The 17,738-nt window shown below is 68.4% G+C and carries 16 protein-coding genes and 1 pseudogene; 13 read left to right on the plus strand and 4 right to left on the minus strand.

Going from position 1 to position 17,738, the window contains the following annotated elements; genetic code table 11:
- Positions 1–154 precede the first annotated feature (154 nt).
- Positions 155–2,481: pseudogene (locus G205_RS04665) on the plus strand (FdhF/YdeP family oxidoreductase).
- 74 nt (positions 2,482–2,555) lie between these two features.
- Here G205_RS04665 and G205_RS04670 read toward each other — a convergent pair.
- Together G205_RS04670 and G205_RS04675 are read right to left on the minus strand one after the other, a co-directional pair.
- Positions 2,556–2,885, minus strand: coding sequence for a DUF6457 domain-containing protein (locus G205_RS04670; protein WP_009356959.1), 330 nt, complete (start codon positions 2,883–2,885; stop codon positions 2,556–2,558).
- 86 nt (positions 2,886–2,971) lie between these two features.
- The gene (locus G205_RS04675) at positions 2,972–4,120 is read right to left on the minus strand and encodes an ROK family protein (RefSeq protein WP_009356960.1); all 1,149 of its coding nucleotides are present in this window, start codon (positions 4,118–4,120) and stop codon (positions 2,972–2,974) included.
- A gap of 296 nt (positions 4,121–4,416) precedes the next feature.
- Between G205_RS04675 and G205_RS22490 the strand changes: the two genes are divergently transcribed.
- The 5 genes from G205_RS22490 to G205_RS04695 are packed head-to-tail and all read left to right on the plus strand — an operon-like array spanning position 4,417 to position 8,939.
- Positions 4,417–5,352 (plus strand): ABC transporter substrate-binding protein, encoded by a 936-nt coding sequence (locus G205_RS22490; RefSeq protein WP_235046788.1) that lies wholly within the window; start codon positions 4,417–4,419, stop codon positions 5,350–5,352.
- Positions 5,265–5,831 (plus strand): hypothetical protein, encoded by a 567-nt coding sequence (locus G205_RS22495; protein ID WP_235046786.1) that lies wholly within the window; start codon positions 5,265–5,267, stop codon positions 5,829–5,831. Before G205_RS22490 ends, G205_RS22495 begins: the two co-directional genes overlap by 88 nt.
- Positions 5,828–6,829: a carbohydrate ABC transporter permease gene (locus G205_RS04685; protein ID WP_009356961.1), complete on the plus strand. Its 1,002-nt coding sequence runs from the start codon at positions 5,828–5,830 to the stop codon at positions 6,827–6,829. The genes G205_RS22495 and G205_RS04685 overlap by 4 nt, the downstream gene beginning before the upstream one ends.
- A complete protein-coding gene (locus G205_RS04690) occupies positions 6,829–7,758 on the plus strand; it encodes a carbohydrate ABC transporter permease (protein WP_009356962.1) in 930 nt (309 codons plus the stop codon). The genes G205_RS04685 and G205_RS04690 overlap by 1 nt, the downstream gene beginning before the upstream one ends.
- A complete protein-coding gene (locus G205_RS04695) occupies positions 7,758–8,939 on the plus strand; it encodes an MGH1-like glycoside hydrolase domain-containing protein (protein WP_009356963.1) in 1,182 nt (393 codons plus the stop codon). Before G205_RS04690 ends, G205_RS04695 begins: the two co-directional genes overlap by 1 nt.
- Here G205_RS04695 and G205_RS04700 read toward each other — a convergent pair.
- The gene (locus tag G205_RS04700) at positions 8,920–9,483 is read right to left on the minus strand and encodes an SGNH/GDSL hydrolase family protein (protein WP_160166596.1); all 564 of its coding nucleotides are present in this window, start codon (positions 9,481–9,483) and stop codon (positions 8,920–8,922) included. The genes G205_RS04695 and G205_RS04700 overlap by 20 nt on opposite strands.
- Before the next feature lie 102 nt (positions 9,484–9,585).
- Here G205_RS04700 and G205_RS04705 point away from each other — a divergent pair, with 102 nt between their 5' ends.
- Positions 9,586–11,370, plus strand: coding sequence for a class I mannose-6-phosphate isomerase (locus tag G205_RS04705; RefSeq protein WP_052014030.1), 1,785 nt, complete (start codon positions 9,586–9,588; stop codon positions 11,368–11,370).
- A gap of 9 nt (positions 11,371–11,379) precedes the next feature.
- Here G205_RS04705 and G205_RS04710 read toward each other — a convergent pair whose 3' ends face one another.
- Entirely contained in the window at positions 11,380–12,246 is an 867-nt protein-coding gene (locus G205_RS04710) for an ROK family protein (protein WP_009356966.1), read from the minus strand.
- A gap of 323 nt (positions 12,247–12,569) precedes the next feature.
- Here G205_RS04710 and G205_RS04715 point away from each other — a divergent pair, with 323 nt between their 5' ends.
- The 6 genes from G205_RS04715 to G205_RS20565 all read left to right on the plus strand — a co-directional run.
- The gene (locus tag G205_RS04715; protein WP_009356967.1) at positions 12,570–13,634 is read left to right on the plus strand and encodes a zinc-dependent alcohol dehydrogenase; all 1,065 of its coding nucleotides are present in this window, start codon (positions 12,570–12,572) and stop codon (positions 13,632–13,634) included.
- Positions 13,631–14,428 (plus strand): sugar phosphate isomerase/epimerase family protein, encoded by a 798-nt coding sequence (locus G205_RS04720; RefSeq protein ID WP_009356968.1) that lies wholly within the window; start codon positions 13,631–13,633, stop codon positions 14,426–14,428. The genes G205_RS04715 and G205_RS04720 overlap by 4 nt, the downstream gene beginning before the upstream one ends.
- A complete protein-coding gene (locus G205_RS04725; RefSeq protein WP_200859132.1) occupies positions 14,425–15,486 on the plus strand; it encodes an MGH1-like glycoside hydrolase domain-containing protein in 1,062 nt (353 codons plus the stop codon). Before G205_RS04720 ends, G205_RS04725 begins: the two co-directional genes overlap by 4 nt.
- Complete coding sequence (locus G205_RS22050) at positions 15,486–15,767, plus strand: MGH1-like glycoside hydrolase domain-containing protein (RefSeq protein WP_200859133.1); 282 nt, start codon at positions 15,486–15,488, stop codon at positions 15,765–15,767. Before G205_RS04725 ends, G205_RS22050 begins: the two co-directional genes overlap by 1 nt.
- Entirely contained in the window at positions 15,764–16,954 is a 1,191-nt protein-coding gene (locus G205_RS20560; RefSeq protein WP_052014032.1) for a glycogen debranching N-terminal domain-containing protein, read from the plus strand. Before G205_RS22050 ends, G205_RS20560 begins: the two co-directional genes overlap by 4 nt.
- A partial coding sequence (locus tag G205_RS20565; RefSeq protein WP_420874306.1) for an amylo-alpha-1,6-glucosidase occupies positions 16,845–17,738 on the plus strand: 894 nt, incomplete at its 3' end. The genes G205_RS20560 and G205_RS20565, both read left to right, overlap by 110 nt.

The following is a 17,738-nucleotide window of genomic DNA, read 5'->3' on the forward strand; positions in this document are numbered from 1 at the left end:
TTGCTTCAGCCGCGGGAACCAGCCTACGCCAGCCGGGAGCCGCCGTCGTGCATCCCTTGACTTCCATGACCTGCTGAACAACTGTGGAAGAAGCTGGTCCGCCGGCGGATGCCGTGGGTAATGGGGACCAGGAATCAGCCGAGGAGTGTGCAGCGTGACGCGCAAGAACCCGAAGGTCGACGAAGCCGACGAGTCCGAACTGGAAGTGACCGGCCACCCTAAAACCTGGGCTGCCGGGGTGCCCGGCGTCTACTACTCCATGAAGCCGGCGCTGGAGCACATGGGGGTGGAACGGTCGCGGAAGACCCTGCTGGCGCTGAACCAGAAGGACGGCTTCGACTGCATGAGCTGCGCCTGGCCGGACCCTGGCCACCGCAAGACGTTCGAGTTCTGCGAAAACGGGGCCAAGGCGGTGACCTGGGAGGCAACGCCGGTGGTCATCGGCTCGGAGTTCTGGGCCGAACACCCTGTCAGCGAGCTGCGGGACCGCTCGGAATACTGGCTGGGCATGCAAGGCCGCCTCACCGAACCGGTGTACAAACCGGCGGGGGAGGACCACTACCGTCCGGTCAGCTGGGACCAGGCATTCGGCATCATCGCCAACAAGCTGACGTCTCTCCCTGACCCCAACCAGGCCGCGTTCTACACCAGCGGCCGGACCTCCAACGAGGCCGCCTTCCTCTACCAGCTGTTCATCCGCGCCTACGGCACCAACAACCTGCCGGACTGCTCCAACATGTGCCACGAGTCCTCCGGCTGGGCCATGGGCCAGACCATCGGCGTGGGCAAGGCAACGGTGTCCTACGACGACTTCGCCAAAGCTGACCTCATCATCGTCATGGGACAAAACCCGGGCACCAACCATCCGCGGATGCTCACCGCCCTGGAGGAAGCCAAAGAAGCCGGCTGCAGGATCGTGGCCGTCAACCCGCTGCCGGAGGCCGGGCTGATGCGGTACAAGAACCCGCAGAAGGTGAAGGGCATCATCGGGCGCGGCACGGACCTGGCCGACCAGTTCCTGCAGGTGCGGATCGGTGGGGACATGGCGCTGCTGCAGGCCATCTCCAAGCGCGTCCTCGAAGCCGAAGACGCCCATCCCGGGACCGTGCTGGACCACAAATTCCTCGAGGAGCACTGCGACGGGCTGGCGGAGCTGCGGGCCCACCTTGCCCGGCTGGACGACGCCACCGTGCTGGAAGCCACCGGGCTCCGCCTGGAGGAGATCGAGGAACTGGCGGCCCGCTACATCGCAGCGGACCGGGTGATCATCACCTGGGCGATGGGCATCACCCAGCAGAAAAAGGGCGTGGCCACCATCAAGGAGATGATCAACCTGCTCCTGCTCCGCGGCAACATGGGCAAGCCGGGCGCCGGCGCTTCACCCATCCGCGGGCACAGCAATGTCCAGGGCGACAGGACCATGGGGATCTGGGAACAGATGCCCCCCGCCTTCCTGGACGCCTGGGGCAGGAGTTCGCTTTTGAACCGCCCCGCGAGCACGGCCTGGACGCCGTCCAGACCGTGCGGGCCATGCGCGACGGCGGCATCAAGGTATTCATCGCGCTCGGCGGCAATTTCGTGGGCGCCATCTCGGACACGCACGCCGCGGAGGAGGCGATGGAGAAGACGGAGCTGTCCGTCCAGATCTCCACCAAGCTCAACCACTCGCACGCGGTCACCGGCGCCGAGGCGCTCATCCTGCCCACCCTGGGCCGGACGGAGATCGACCGGCAGGAGTCCGGGCCGCAGTTTGTCTCCGTGGAGGACACCGTCTGCGCCGTGCACGCCTCGCACGGAACCGTGGAGCCGGTGGCCCCGGGCCTGCTCTCCGAGGTGGCCATCGTCTGCCGGCTCGCCGCCGCCACCGTGGGCGGGCGGACCTCCGCGGACTGGGCCGGCTTTGAAAAGAACTATGACCTGATCCGGGACCACATCTCCCACGTGGTGAACGGCTGCGAGGACTACAACCGGAAGGTCCGGCAGGACGGCGGGTTCATCCTGCCCAACGGCCCCCGCGACTCGAGGACGTTCAACACGCCCACCGGCAAGGCAATCCTCACGGTCAATGAACTGGAGCATGTGGAACGCCCTGCGGGGACCCTGATCCTGCAGACCATGCGCTCGCACGACCAGTTCAATACCACCATCTACGGCCACAACGACCGGTACCGCGGAATCAAGAAAGGCCGCGAGGTGGTGTTCGTGAACCCCGCAGACCTGGCGGAACTGGGGCTGTCTGACGGGCAGCACGTGGACATCCACGGCGTGTACTCCGACGGGGTGGACCGGGTGCTGCGGAACTACCGCGTGGTGTCCTATCCCTCGGCCCGCGGCTGCGCGGCGGCGTACTACCCGGAGGCGAACGTGCTGGTGCCGCTGGAAAGCGTGGCGGAGGGAAGCCAGACGCCGGCGTCGAAGGCAGTTATTGTCCGGCTCGAACCTGTGCCCGTGCTGGAGGAGGAGCCCACCGCCTGGGGCTAACCGGTGGGTTGAGCCCGTATCCGGTGGTTGAGCCTGTCGAAACCCTGATTTCGACAGGCTCAACCACCGGCTGGTTACTGCCCGGTGTCCGCCCAGCCCCGGCTGGCCGGACCGCCGTCGGGCCCGTCCTCACACAGCTGGAAAGCGACCCCGGCGGCCTTCTCCACGGCAGCCGACGACGCCTCCCGCGTTCCGGCGCTGCCCGTCCCCGCGTCCAGCCCGGCGGCGTAGCCCACCAGGAACGTGGTGACCGGCGCTGCCGCGTGGATGACGTTGCCCGCGGACTTGCGGGCCAGGTCCAGGAGCAGCTCGTGGTCCACTTTCAGGTCCAGGATCTGCAGGGCCTGCGCCAGCCGGTTGCTCCACTGGTCCAGTACCTGTGCTTCGTCGTCGTTGACTGCCATGGTCCGCTCCTTGCCATCGAAATCGCCGGGTTTTGCCGTCCGCTGCCGACACTACAAGGCTTGCGGACGGAAGTCACCAGCGATGGTCAGGAGAGCCGGGCGTTCACCGCTGCAGGCGAAAACACCTGGTTGACCAGGAGCGAGGACATGCCCCGGATGCCTGCATCCTCGCCCAGGGCCGCCAGCCGGACGTCCAGGTGCCGGGTGGCCCGGGGGAGGGACATGGGGTACAGCGTCTCGCGGATGCCGCCGATCAGCGACGACGAGGCAAGGTCCCCGGCGATCAGCAGCACGGCCGGGTTGAGCAGGCACACCACGGTGGCCATCACCTCGCCCAGCCGCTGGCCGGCCTCATGGGTCAGCCGCATCGTGTCGAGGTTTCCGGCGAGGAGTTGCTGGCGCACGTCCTTGCCCGACGACGCCGGGATCCCCAGCTCCGTGAGCTGCCGGGCAATCGCGCCGCCGCTGGCGCCGGCCGCCAGGCAGCCGAAGGAGCCGCACTGGCACTGCAATGCCGAGAATGCAGGGTGGCGGACATGCCCGATGTCGCCCGCGCCGCCGTCGACGCCCTGGTAGATCTCGCCGTTGATCACCAGCCCGGTGCCGATGCCGGTGGACGCCTTCACCAGGCAGAGCGACGGCGTGCCCTTGAAACCGGCGGTGTACTCGCCGACGGCCATGGCGTCGGCGTCGTTCTCCACCAGTACCGGAACGTCGAAGGTGTCCTGGATGAGTTCCACGACGGGGTAGGCGTCCCAGCCAGGCATAATGGGCGGCTGGCTGGGACGCAGGGTATGCGGATCCACGGGACCGGGAATGGACAGGCCCACGCCGGAAACCTTGGACACGGGGGTCCTGGTCTGTTTCAGCAGCCGCTGCGCCGCGTCCATGATGGCGCGCAGGACCTTTTCCGGCCCGTCGTCGACGGCGGTGTCCACGTGTTCGTCGGCGATGACGGTGCCGTCGAGGTCCGTCAGTGCCACCCGGCTGGACGTTGTTTCCACCGTTGCCGAAATGGTGAAGGAATGCTGCAGGTTGAAGGCAAGGTGGGTGGGCCGCCGTCCGCCGGAAGGCCTGGCAGCACCGGCCTCGCGGATCAGCTCGGCCTTCAGGAGGGCGTCTACGCGCTGTGCCACCGTCATCCGGGACATGCCGGTCTCTTCCTGGATGTCGCCGCGGGTGACTGCTTTTCCGGACCTGACCAAGTGAAGGACATCCCCGGGTCCCACGTACATTTGCTGCTCCTACGGTCGAAAAGGCACTTTCGCAATCCTATTGGCCGGGCAGCCAATAGGGCACAACTCGTGCATCAACATGTCGAATGAGTCTGCAGCTAATGCTAGACAGCTAGACAACATCTGGATAGCCTTTAGGCACAAGTTCGGTGCCTGTGACTGTGCTCACAGCCCGCGGCGGGTAAGCAGCACCCGCTGTGCCGGACAGCCAAAGTCGGCGGTCCCGGCAGGAACAGGCGCCGAATGCGCGAGGACGCGGCATCAAAAGCGCCGCCTAGGACAGGAGCATCGAAGTGATGAGAACCAGAGGCAGATCCACGGTGGCCGCCGTTGCCACAGCAGCGCTGGCCGTGGCAATGCTGGCGGGCTGTACGCAGGACGAGGGTTCGGACACCGGGCCCACAGGGGGAACCGGCGGGGAACCCATCACCGTCTGGACCGCCGACACCCTGCCCGACCGCGTGGCCAAGACCGAGGCCATTATCGAGAAATTCACCGCGGCCACCGGCGTGCAGGTTGACCTGGTGGGCGTCCCCGAGGACCAGTTCAACCAGGTCCTCACCTCGTCGGCAGCAGCAGGCGACCTTCCCGACGTCATCGGCTCCATCTCGCTGGCGCAGGTCCGCACGCTTGCCGCCAATGACCTGGTGGACAGCGACACGAACAAGGCGATCGTGGAGAGCCTCGGCGAAGGCACCTTCTCCGAGCGTGCCCTTGAGCTGACGCGCGACGGCGACGAGCAGCTGTCAGTGCCGGACTCCTCGTGGCAGCAGCTCCTGTACTACCGCAAGGACCTGTTCGAGAAGGCCGGCCTCACGGCGCCCAAGACCTACGACGACATCAAGGCGGCAGCACAAAAGCTGGATACGCCTGAGCTGGCGGGCATCGCCGCGGCCAACAAGCCGGGCGAGGCCTTCACGCAGCAGACCTTCGAGCACATCGCGCAGGGCAACGGCTGCGAAATGGTCAACGACCAGGGCGACATCACCTTCGACAGCCCCGAATGCGTGGGAGCCCTCACCTTCTACCGCGACATGCTGAAGGACTACTCGGTGCCGGGCGCCCAGGACGTGGACACCGTCCGAGCTCCTACTTCGCCGGGCAGGCAGCGATGGCCATCTGGTCCACTTTCCTGCTGGATGAAATGGCCGGCCTCCGCAACGACGCCGCCCCCACCTGCCCCGAATGCGCCGCGGACCCCGCCTTCCTGGCCAAGAACACCGGCGTCGTGACCGGCATCCAGGGCCCCGACGGCGACCAGCCCGCCCAGTTCGGCGAAGTGGTCTCGTGGACGGTCACCAAGGACTCGGCCAGCGACTCCGCCCGGAAATTCGTGGAGTACTTCATGACCGAGGGCTACGTTGACTGGCTCTCCATCGCTCCGGAAGGACGCCTTCCGGTCCGTGCCGGCACCGCCGACAACCCCACCGAATACGCGGACAAGTGGAAGACGATGCCCGCCGGCGTGGACAAGAAGGAACCGCTGGGCAACTTCTACTCCGAGGACGTCCTCTCCGTGCTGGAGCAGGGTCCCGATGAGCTGAAGCGCTGGGGCATCACGCAGGGCCAGGGCGACCTGGTGGGCGCTGCCCTGGGTGAGCTGCCCATCGCCAAGGCCGTCAGCGACGTCACCTCCGGCGGCGTTGATCCCGAGACCGCAGCCAAGCAGGCGGCCGATTCCCTCAAGTCCATCAAGGATTCGCTGCAGTGAGTTCCACCCAAAAGGACGCTCCGGCAGGACCGGCGGCATCAGCCGCCGGCCTGCGGGGGCGCCGCAAGCTTTCCCCGATGGCCCGCGAGGAGCAGCGCGCCGGCCTCACCCTGCTGTCCCCAACGCTGGTGCTGGTCCTGGTCATGGTGGTGTTGCCCATCCTCTGGACCCTGGTGCTGGCGTTCCAGCGCGTGCGGATCCTCAACATCCGCACGGCAGGGATCTTCGGCCCGTACACCGTGGCCAACTTCGACAACGTCTTCTCCAGCAGCTTCTTCCAGTCGCTGGCAACCACCCTGGCGTACTCCATCCTGGGCACGGCCGGGGCCATCATCCTGGGCCTGATAGCCGCCCTCGCCCTGCGCAAGCCGTTCAAGGGCAGGACGCTGATCCGGGCCTCCATGCTCATCCCGTACGTCGCCCCGATCGTGGCCGTCACCTTCACCTGGACCACCATGCTCGATCCCCAATTCGGGCTGGTCAACTACTGGGGGAAGCGGCTGTTCGGCTGGGAGGAAGCCATTCCGTTCCTCAGCGAGCGGGTCAGGGACGTCTCCCTCCTGGGCCTGGAGTTCCAGATCCCCACAGCCCTGATCACGGTCATCGTGTTCGAGTGGTGGCGGTCCTTCCCGTTCGCCTTCCTGTTCCTCACCGCCCGGCTCAACGCAGTGCCGGACAGCCTGGAGGAGGCGGCCCGGGTGGACGGCGCCACGCCCATCCAGCGGTTCTTCCACATCATCCTGCCGCAGCTGCTGCCCACCATGGCCATGCTGTCCGTCCTGCGCTTCATCTGGACGTTCAACAGCTTCGATGACATCTACCTGCTCACCGGCGGTGGCGGCGGCACCGAAGTGGTGGCCGTTACCGTGTTCAACTACCTCACCGCCCGCGGCGACATTGGCGCGGCATCCGCCCAGGCACTGGTCCTGGCCCTCATCCTGGGCCTGTTCGTGGGCGTCTACATCAAGTTCTTCGCGAAGAAAGAGGAGGTCTCCTGATGGCGGTTCCCGTCGAAACACGGCGCCCGGCCTCTTCGCCCCGGCCCCCTGAAGGGTCCCGCTGGACGCGGGACGTGATCGAAACCAGGATCTTCGGCGTGCTGCGCTGGGTGGTGATCGTCGGCCTGGTGCTGGTGACGCTTTTCCCGTTCTACTACATGTTCATCCTGTCCATCCGGCCCCTGGACTCGCTCCTGCGGGACCCGGGCTCACTGGTCATTCCGCTCGCCGAACTGGACTGGGGCTCCTACGTGAGCATCATGACGCCGCAGGAGGACGGCGGCCAGGGCTTCCTGAGGTTCATGGGCAACAGTGCCCTGGTGGCGCTGGGCACGGTGCTGATTTCGCTGCTGGTGGCCATCCCGGGCTCCTACGCCATCAGCCGGCTGAACTTCTTCGGCCGCCGCCAGGTCAGCGCCCTGTTCCTGGCCGTGTACCTGTTCCCCAGCATCCTGCTGGCCATCCCCCTGTTCACCTTCTTCACCCGCCTGGGCCTGCGCGGCCAGCTGGTGGCGCTGCTGATTGTCTACGTGGCGCAGGTGATCCCGGTGACCATCTACATGCTGCGGAACTACTTCGACACCATCCCCACCAGCCTGGAGGAAGCCGCCGCCCTGGACGGCGCCAGCAGGCTCGGCGTCCTGCGCCGGATCAGCCTGCCGCTGGCCATGCCCGCCATCATCTCCAACGGCCTGTTCGTGTTCATGATCGCGTGGAACGAGTTCCTCTTCGCGCTGCTGTTCCTGGTCAACACCCGGCCCAGCTGGACGGTCTCGCTGGGCCTGTCCCAGCTGGCAGGAAGCATCGAGGTGCCCACCACCGTGCTGATGGCGGGCTCGGTGATCCTGACCCTGCCCATCATCATCATCTTCTTCGCCGCGGAGCGGCTCCTCACCGAGGGCCTCACCGCAGGCGCGGAGAAAGGCTGATGGCGTCCGCAACAGGGGCAGGTACCAGCGGCCTCCGGGAGACCGTCCGTGGTCTCCTGGCGGCGCACTGGCGCGCGGAGCACGGCTACTCGGTGCCCAACCCCGGAACCTATCCGCACCTGTGGCTGTGGGACTCCTGCTTCCATGCAGTCCTCTGGGCGAAGCTGGGTGACGGCAGGGCGGCCGCCCAGGAACTGGACGCCGTCCTTGCCGGCCAGCTTGCCGGCGGGATGGTGCCGCACATGCGCTACGGCGGAGCGGGGCCGGACACCTGGCTGGGTCCCCTTCCCGGGACGTCCTCGCTGACCCAGCCGCCCATGTTCGGGCACGCCGCAAGGGTGATGTCCGACGCCGGCATCCAGCTGTCAGCCGCCACCCTTGCCAGGGCGCGGGCGGGGCTGGACTGGCTGTGGGAGAACCGGCGCACACCCGAGGGCCTCATCTATGTTGTCCATCCGTGGGAAGCCGGAAACGACCATTCCCCGCGCTGGGATGACTGGGGCGCCCCGGGCAGGACCAGTGACGGCTACAGCCGGTCCGCACGGACAGCCTGGAACAAGGAACGCATGGCGGAGGTGTCCTTCTCGGCGGACGGCGCCGCGTGCTGGTCCACGAGCTTCGTCGCCTGCCCGGCGGCCTTCAACGCCTACACCGCCTTCAACCTCCGCGAGCTCGCCGCCATCACCGGCGACCCGGAACTCGAAGCACGGGCGGCGGCGCTCGCGGAGGCCATGGACGAACAGCTGTGGGATGACAGCGAACAGCTTTGGTCAGACCTTGCGGTGGTGGGCGGCGGCCCGTCCGTCAGCATCCCCATCAGCGACGGCGTGATGGGAGCCCTGGTCACCGCAGACCGTGCCAAAGCCAGGGCCGCCCTCGCGCAGCTGGCAGACCCCGCCCGGTTCGGGGCACCCTACGGTCCCGCAAATGTGGCCAGGTCCCACCCCGCGTACGACCCGGACACCTACTGGCGCGGCCCGGCGTGGCCGCCGCTGAACTACCTGTTCCAGCAGGCCTTCCGGCGCCAGGGCATGGACGATGAAGCGGCGTCGCTGGCGAAGCTTACGGAAGCCGGCGCTGTTGCCAGCGGCTGGGCCGAGTACTGGAACCCGGACAACGGACGCGGCCTGGGTGCCGTGCCCCAGACGTGGGCGGGCCTCGTCATTGCCATGCAGCAGTAGCGGCCGCCACAACGGCGCGGGCCAGGCATTCGTGGCCCGCGTCGTTGGCGTGCACGGTGTCCTCCGCCAGCATGGTGCCCGCGTCCCAGCCGTCGGCCTCCGCAACCACCACGCCGGGGAACCTTTCCGCCACCCGCCGCAGTTGGTCGTTGTACACATTCACCAGGCCGTTCGAGCCCCGGTTGTGGGGAGCGTGGAGGCTGAAGTCCAGCAGCGGAGGCTGCGCCACGGCAACCACCAGCGCCCCCGGGGCCGCCCGCCGGAAGGCGGCCAGGATGGTCCGCAGCGCGCCGGCATAGTTTTCAAGGGACGACGGCGACTCGCCGCCCAGGCGAAGATCGTTCAGTCCCGTCATGAGCAGGTAGAGGGCGGCCGGCGGGGGAGCGGCGTCCCGGACCAGCGCGGCTGTTCCGGTGCTGCTGCTGCCGCCGACGCCCCGGTTGTCCAGCTCCAGTCCCAGCCCTGCTGCTGCCCGGGCGGCCAGGCGCAACGACGGCGCGGACGCGCCATCCCCGTCAATCCACGAGTGACCGTACGAAACCATCCGCCGCATCCCGGCTCCTGCCCTCCGCCAGCTACGCAGCCCCGGGTGGGCCGCCGACGTGCCGGCAACGTTATCAAGACCGCTTTCCCCGATCGGAAGTCCATGAGCCCCTTTCCCGCCAGCAGCTACGACAAATTTCCCACCGTCACCGTTCCAGGGCACCATCAGGCCTGGACCGGACACGCAGCCTGGCAGGAAGCGGCCCGTGCGGATAAGCCGGTGGTGGTGGACACCTACCCGGGCGTCCGGCTGGATGAACTGAAAGCCTCTATTGCGGAAGCGCTGCCCGGCCACCGGATCCTGGATGTCGAGGACCTTGCCGCCCTGCCCATCGCGGACATCGACGCCCTGATCGCCGCCAACCTCCTCACGGACGACCGCGTCTTTGGCGTCCTGAGCCATCACACCCTTGCCGACTTCTACGACGCCGGAAGGCTTGCCGGCCTGGCAACCCGGGTGTCGGCGTCGGACGTTCCCGTGGTCCTGGTGGGCTGGGGAGCCGCCCTGGTGCCGCTGCCCGAGCGCACGCTGGTCCTCGCGGACATGGCGCGCTGGGAACTTCAGCAGCGCCAGCGAGCCGGGGCCCCGAACTGGCGCTGCCACAACACCAACGAGGACAACCTGCGCAAGTACAAGCGCAGCTTTTTCGTGGAATGGCGGGTGGCGGACCGGCACAAGCGGCAGATGTTCCCCGCCGTCGACTACGTCCTGGACACCAACCGCAGCATCGCCGGGGCCACGCTGATCACGGGGGAGACGTTCCACCGCGGGATGGCCGCGGCCGCCGCGGCACCGTTCCGCGTGGTGCCGTTCTTCGATCCCGGCGTGTGGGGCGGGCAGTGGATGAAGAAGGTCATCGGACTGGACGCGGAGGCGGACAACTACGCCTGGTGCTTCGACTGCGTTCCGGAGGAGAACAGCATCCTGCTGGACGTGGGCGGACAGGTGGTGGAACTGCCATCCCTGAACGTGGTGTTCACCCAGCCCGCTGCGCTGCTGGGACCGCAGACCTTCGCCCGGTTCGGCGCTGAATTCCCCATCCGCTTCGACTTCCTGGACACCATGGGCGGCGGCAACCTCTCGCTGCAGGTCCATCCGCTCACGGACTACATCCAGGACCGGTTCGGCATGCATTACACGCAGGACGAGAGCTACTACCTCCTGGACGCCGGCCCTGACGCGGTGGTGTACCTGGGGCTCAAATCCGGGACGGACCCGGCGGCCATGGTCAGGGCGCTGAAGGAAGCGTCCGACGGCGGCACGCACTTCCCGGCGGAGGATTACGTCAACGCCTTTCCGGCGCGCAAGCACGACCACTTCTCCATCCCGGCCGGCACGGTGCATGCGTCCGGCGCCAACTCGATGGTGCTGGAGATCTCGGCGACGCCCTACATCTTTACCTTCAAAATGTGGGACTGGGACCGGGTGGGACTGGACGGCAGGCCCCGGCCCATCCACGTGGACCACGCCAGCCGGAATATCCAGTGGGACCGCGACACGGTATGGGTGAAGGAGCAACTGCTGGACCAGGTGGAGGAGCTGGGCTCGGGCCCGGGCTGGACCGAGGAGCGGACAGGCCTGCACGAACTCGAGTTCATCGAGGTGCGGCGGCACTGGTTCACCGGCACCGTGGAACACCACACCCGCGGCACCGTCAATGTCCTCAACCTGGTGGAAGGCCCCGAAGCCGTGGTGGAGAGCCCGGATGGCCGCTTCGAGCCGTTCGTGGTGAACTACGCCGAAACCTTCATCATTCCCGCCGCCGTGGGTGCCTACACCATCCGCCCCCACGGTGCCGGGACAGGCCAGAAGCTGGCCACGGTGAAGGCCTACGTCCGCGGCACCGAAACGGACCTGCCCGCCAGGGTTGTCGGCCGGCCCGCCTGAGGGCTGTGCCTAAGGTTCGGCCCGGACTTCCCTCCGAGCTGCCTGCCTCCGGCCGAACTCCCGGGTCCACGCCCACCAGGCGGCCCCCACCAGCCCGGCTTCCTCGGACCGCGCAGCCTTCCGGAGCGGCAGCGCAGCCAGTTGCGGATGTACCGCCACCAGCCCCTGACGGACCGCCGGTTCCACGATGTCCCAGGAGCCGGCCATGGAGCCTCCTACGATGAGGACCTCCGCACCGAACCGCAACAGAAACGGGCCCACGGCCTCGCCAAGGGCAGCAAAGGCGCGCCCAAGGACTGCCACGGCCACGGCGTCGCCGGCCCGGCACGCCTCCGCTATGGCTCGCACGTCCGGGGCGCCGGCGTCGGGCATCTCCGCAGCGTAGGCGCGGCGGATCGCCCGGCGGGAGACGGTCTCCTCAAGCGGGCGGCCCCGGTACTGCAGCAGGTAACAGCTGCCGTCCGGCGGCACGTCCGGCCCGGCCTTCACCGGAACACCGTCGGCAAGGAACGCCGAACCCACACCTGTTCCCAGCGTGAGGCACACGGCCCGGCGGCTGTCCCCGGCAGCACCCAGGGCCACCTCGCCGATGCCGAACGCGTCGGCGTCGTTAAGGAACCAGGCGCTCCTCATCGCGTCCTGCAGCCGTGACCGCAGCCCGGCCCTGATATCCACGCCGCGGAGTTGGTCGAACTTGCCCACATGCTCATACAGGGCCACCCCGTTCGCATAGTCGAAGGGGCCGGGCAGCGCGACACCCCAGCAGCCGTCATGGCGAGCGCCGATGTCCCGTGCCGCGGCCGCCAGGCCATCCAGGAGGGTGTCCGCGGAAGCGTTCGCGTCAAGGCCGCGCCGCACCACGCTGTCCGGGACCACGGCCCACTGCTGTTCCCTATTGCCAGGCTGCTCACCAGGGCCGCCGTTACATGCGTGCCGCCGATCTCCAGTACCGGCGTTGGCTTGCCGCCGTTGTCCACCTGTCTCCCTCCAAACCCTGCTGTCCGGCGTTTGGTAACAGCTGACGGTCCGCCGCAACCTCGGCCGCCAGGTGCACGGCCGGCTGTGCTGCGGGACCGAAAGCACGGGATAAACATACTGCAGTTTTTGTATAACAACTAGGCACAAGTGGCTAGTGCTTATGCTAATGTCAGATAGGTCACAGGATGACAGCCTCCACGAACCGAAGGACAAAACTGAAAGTGTCCCGCTTTCTCCGCATCGCCGCGCCCCGCAGCGTGGCTGTTGTTGACCAGCCGTCCATCCCCCTCGAACCCGGCCAGGCGAGGGTAAGCACCATCTACTCCGGCATCTCGGCCGGGACCGAGCTCACTGCCTACCGCGGCACCAATCCGTACCTCACCTCCGTGTGGGATCCGGCGTCGCGCCTCTTCCAGCCGGGCCGGGAAGCGCTGAACTATCCGCTGGATGGCTGGGGGTATTCCGAAGTAGGCGAGGTGGTGGAAGTTGCGCCACCGGCAGCGCCGGTGTCGGATGCCGCCGAATCGGACCCGCCCGTGAAGCCGGGCGATATCGTCTGGGGGATCTGGGGGCACCGGGATGAGGGCATCCTCGCCGCGGAGACCCTGCGCGGCCACGTCCTGCCGGATGGGATGGACCCCCTGGCCGGCGCGTTCGTCCGCGTGGGTGCCATCGCCCTGAGCGCCGTGCTCGCCGCGGACCTTGGCCCGGGTTCCACGGTGGCGATTTTCGGCCAGGGCGTCATCGGGCTGCTGGCCACCCGCTTTGCCGTCCTGAACGGGGCGGCCGTGATCGCCGTCGACGGCATCGAGAACCGGCGCGCGCACGCGCTGCAGTGGGGTGCCGGCCATGCCCTCAGCCCGTCACCGGAGCTCGCCGGGGACATCAGGCGGATCACCAGCGGAGCCGGCGTGGACGTGGCCATCGAGCTGAGCGGCAATTACCGCGCGCTGCACGAGGCAACCCGCACCGTGGGCGCGGACGGCACCGTCATCGCGGCCGGATTCTACCAGGGCGAGGCCACAGGCGTCCGCTTCGGCGAGGAGTTCCACCACAACCGTGTCCAACTGCTGGCCTCGCAGATCGGTTCCGTGCCCAACCGGCTCCGTTCCCGCTGGACCGTTCCGCGGCTGCAGCAGACGGTGGTGGACCACCTGGCCAAGGGGCTGGTGGACGCACCCTCCCTCGTCACCCATACCTTTCCCCTGGCGGACGCCGCCAAAGCCTACGAACTACTGGACACGGACCCCCAGTCCGCGCTCCAGGTTGTATTGGAGTTCTCATGACCGTCATCACCGTCCAGGAACAACACCTTCCAGGCGCCAGCCTTGAGGAGAAGTTCGACCACGCGCTGGAATGGGGTTTCGGCGGAATCGAGCTCCGCTCAGCCGGCAACCTCGAGTTCGAGGCGAGGCTCCCGGAGCTGCGCCGCGCCCGGGCTGCGGGTGTCGTGATGCCCACGGCCTGCGTGGAGATGTCCCACTTCATCGGCGCGTTCGACGACGAACTCCGGAAGGACGCTGTCGTGCAGCTGAAATCCCAGCTCAGCGTCATGGCCGAGATCGGCGGCCGCGGCGTCATGACCCCGGCCTCGTACGGCATGTTCTCCAGGCGGCTGCCCCCGTTCGTGCCGCCCAGGACCGAGGAGCAGGACACCGCCGTGCTGGTCGAGGCCCTGGCACACCTGGGCGGGCACGCGGCGTCGGAAGGCGTGGAGCTCTACCTGGAACCCCTCAACCGCTACGAGGACCACATGGTCAACCGGCTCGCTGACGGCGTCCGGCTCCTGAAGTTCGCCGGCCAGGACGCGGTGAAGCTGGCACCGGACACCTACCACATGAACATCGAGGAAAGTGATCCGGCGGAGGCGCTGCAGGAAGCGGCGGACTATATCGGCCATGTCCAGGCCAGCGACTCCAACCGGCTGGAACCCGGGGCGGGCCACATCGACTGGGCACTGTTCGGGGCCACGCTGAAATCCATCGGCTACCAGGGGACGGTGGCACTGGAGTCCAGGCTGTCCGGTCCCGCGGCCGAAGTCCTTCCCCGCGTTCCCTCGCTGCTGGGACGGTACCTGTGAGCGGCGGCCACACCCGGGATGCCCGGATGGCTGCCCCGGACGGGCGCGGCGCGGACCCCCGCCGGATTGCCGCCCTCGGCACCGCCGTCCTGGAAGCCAACTGGCGCACCACCCACACGGTTCCGGCGCCGGGACTGTATCCGCACCAGTGGAGCTGGGACTCCTCCTTCATCGCGGTAGGGCTGCGGCGCGTCTCGCCCCGCCGCGCAGGGCAGGAAATGGACGCGTTGTTTGCCGGGCAGTGGGACGACGGCCGCCTGCCCCAGATCGTCTTCGATCCGCACCGGGACCAGGATTACGCGCCGGGCGCGTCCTTCTGGCAGTCCACCAGCATCCCCGGCGCACCCAGGCACGCCGAGACGGCGGGCCTGGTCCAGCCGCCCAACCACGCCTGGGCGGTCTGGAAGATCCACCAGGCGGACCCCGCCGAATCACGCCGCCGGTCCTTCCTCGAACGGAGCTACCCCAAGCTGGTGCGCTGGCACGGCTACCTCACCGGCCGCCGGGACCGCCGCGGATCCGGGCTGGCCTGCATCGTCCACCCGTGGGAGTCGGGCACGGACAACTCCCCACTGTGGGACGACGTGATGGCACGAATCCCCGATGACTGCCGCACACCACTGAACCGGCCGGACCTGCAGCACGCCGACGCCGGAGAGCGCCCCAGCCAGAAGGAGTACGGCAAATACTTCTGGATGGCTGAACGCTACCGGGACCACAGCTGCGACGACGAGGACCGGGACTACCCCTTCCTGATGGAGGACCCGCTCTTCAACACCCTCCTGGCGGTGTCAGAGCTGGCGCTCGCGGATATTGCCGCGGAACTGGGGCTGCCCGCAGGAGTCCACCGCGAGCGCGCGCAGCGGACGGCGGAGGCGCTGGAGCAGCTGTATGTTCCGGAGCTCGGCTGCTACTCCGCGCGGGACGCCATCACCGGAGCCGTGGTGCGGAAGGCCACCGTCAACGGGCTGATGCCGCTGCTGCTTCCCGGCCAGGCCCATGCCGACGAACTAATTGCCACCCTGAACGGACCGCGCTTCCTGGGCGGCGGCGCCTGATGGTGCCCAGCTACGACGCCACCGCGGAGGACCACAATCCGGCGCTGTACTGGCGCGGACCGGCGTGGTTCAACATGACCTGGCTGGTGGCCGAGGCCCTGGACCGGCTGGGACGGACCGGCCAGGCGGACTTCCTGCGCGGCAACATCGGCAAGCTCGCGGCGGAGCACGACTTTCCCGAATACGTCGACCCCTGGACGGGTGCGGCGCACGGCACCCGGAGCTTCAGCTGGACCGCGGCGCTGGCACTGGAAACCACCTATCAAAGGAGCGCCCTGTGACCGCCACCGCACCTCCGTCCGCCGTCTCCGTCCTGGTGGCGCACGGCGCCATGATGCGCGGCGCCCCTGATGGCAGCATCGGGCGCGCGCAGGCCGCCGCCCTCGGCACCGAGGGCCTCTACGTGGCGGACACCCGGCTGCTCTCACGCTGGATCCTGGAGATCGACCGGTCTGCCTTCTGGGAGGTCGGCAGCGTCTCGGAACCGGGCCGTCGGCGCATCGCCATGAGCCCCGCGGGCCGGCGGAACCAGACGCATGACCTCTTCGTCGTCCGGACCCAGGAGCTGGACGCGGGCGGCCTCACCGAGACCCTGGCCATCCGGAACCTCGGCCGGGAGCCCGTCACCGCACACCTGGTCCTGGGCGCCGGCACCGACTTCGCGGACCAGTTCACGGTCCGCACGGACGGCAGGACCTTCGACCTTTCCGCGGCTGCCAGCAGCCTCACCGTGATCGACGACGGTTCCCTGACTTTCGACTACACGCACACCCTCGCGGGCCGCACCTTTGAGGCAGGGGTCAGGGTCACGGCCAGCATTGCACCGTCGGTCCGCCGTGAGCCGGTGGCCGGGCGTTTCGTGGCTGCAACCTTGACCTGGGACCTTCCCCTGGAAGCCGGCGGGGAACAGGCGCTGACCATCACCGCCCTCGCCACCGCGCCGCTGCGGCCGAAGCCGGCAGCGCCGGAGCCCCGCGTGCCACGCCCCGGTTCGTCCGGAAAGCACGTCCCGCAGGGGAAGTCCGCGCAGCCCAAGGAGGACAGCGCGCTCAGGCGCCAAAGCCTCCGGGACCTGGATTCGCTGCTGATGCCCTGCCCGCTGCGGCCGGACCTGACCATCCCGGCCGCCGGCCTGCCCTGGTTCCTCACGTTCTTTGGCCGGGACTCGGTCCTGGCCTCGCTGCTGGCGCGGCAGGACCGCCCTGACCTGCTTCCGGACGTCCTCCGCGCCCTGGCCGCCACGCAGGGGACCGTCCATGACCCCGCCAGTGGAGCAGCCCGGCAAAATGGTGCACGAGCTGCGGGTCAGCGAGCTGGCGCAGCTGGGCGCCGTACCGTATGGCCGCTACTACGGGACGGTGGATTCCACCCCGCTGTTCCTGATGGCGCTGGGCCGGGTGGACGATCCGCAGCTTCTCCGGGACATGGAACAGCCGGCGCGCGCGGCGGTGGAGTGGATGCTGGGTGACGGCGGCCTGCGGGACACCGGGTTCCTCCGCTACACCCCCGATCCCGGCGGGCTCCTGCACCAGGGCTGGAAGGACTCGCACGACGCCGTGGCCGGGGCGGACGGCCGCGAACCTGTGGGTGCAATCGCCCTGGCCGAGGTGCAGGGGTACGCCTGGCGCGGCCTGCGGGAATGCTCCCGCCTCGCGGCCGAGGTCTGGGGCGACCCCGCCTGGGCAGGGCAGCTCCGGAGCCTCGCGGACAAGCTAAAGGTCCGTTTCCGGGTGGACTTCTGGATGCCGGAGCATGACTTCCCGGCACTGGCGGTGGACGGCGAAGGCCGGCAGGTGGATGCGCTGGCGTCCAACGCCGGGCACCTGCTGTGGGCCGGGATCCTGTATCCGGAGGACGCCCGCGCAGTGGCGCTTCGGCTCCTGCGGCCCGACTTCTTTACCGGCTGGGGCATCCGGACCCTTGCCGAAGGGCAGCACAATTACCACCCGCTGTCCTACCACAACGGCTCCGTCTGGCCGCATGACACCATGCTGGCCGCCGAGGGCATGGCGTCCTACGGCCTGCGCGACCAGGCCGCCACCGTGGCGCGCGGCCTCCGCGACGCCGCAGCCTACTTCGGCAACACACTGCCGGAGCTGTTTGGCGGCTTCTCCAGGCAGGACTTTCCGGTTCCGGTGCAGTACCACCACGCCGGGTCCCCGCAGGCGTGGGCCGCCGCCGCGGGCCTGTCCGCGTGCCGGCTGGCGGGGGAGGGGACTCCGCGGACGGGCCAGCAGGCCGGGGAGAAGCGC

The sequence above is a fragment of the Arthrobacter nitrophenolicus genome, from assembly GCF_000332815.1.
Lineage (GTDB): Bacteria > Actinomycetota > Actinomycetes > Actinomycetales > Micrococcaceae > Arthrobacter > Arthrobacter nitrophenolicus.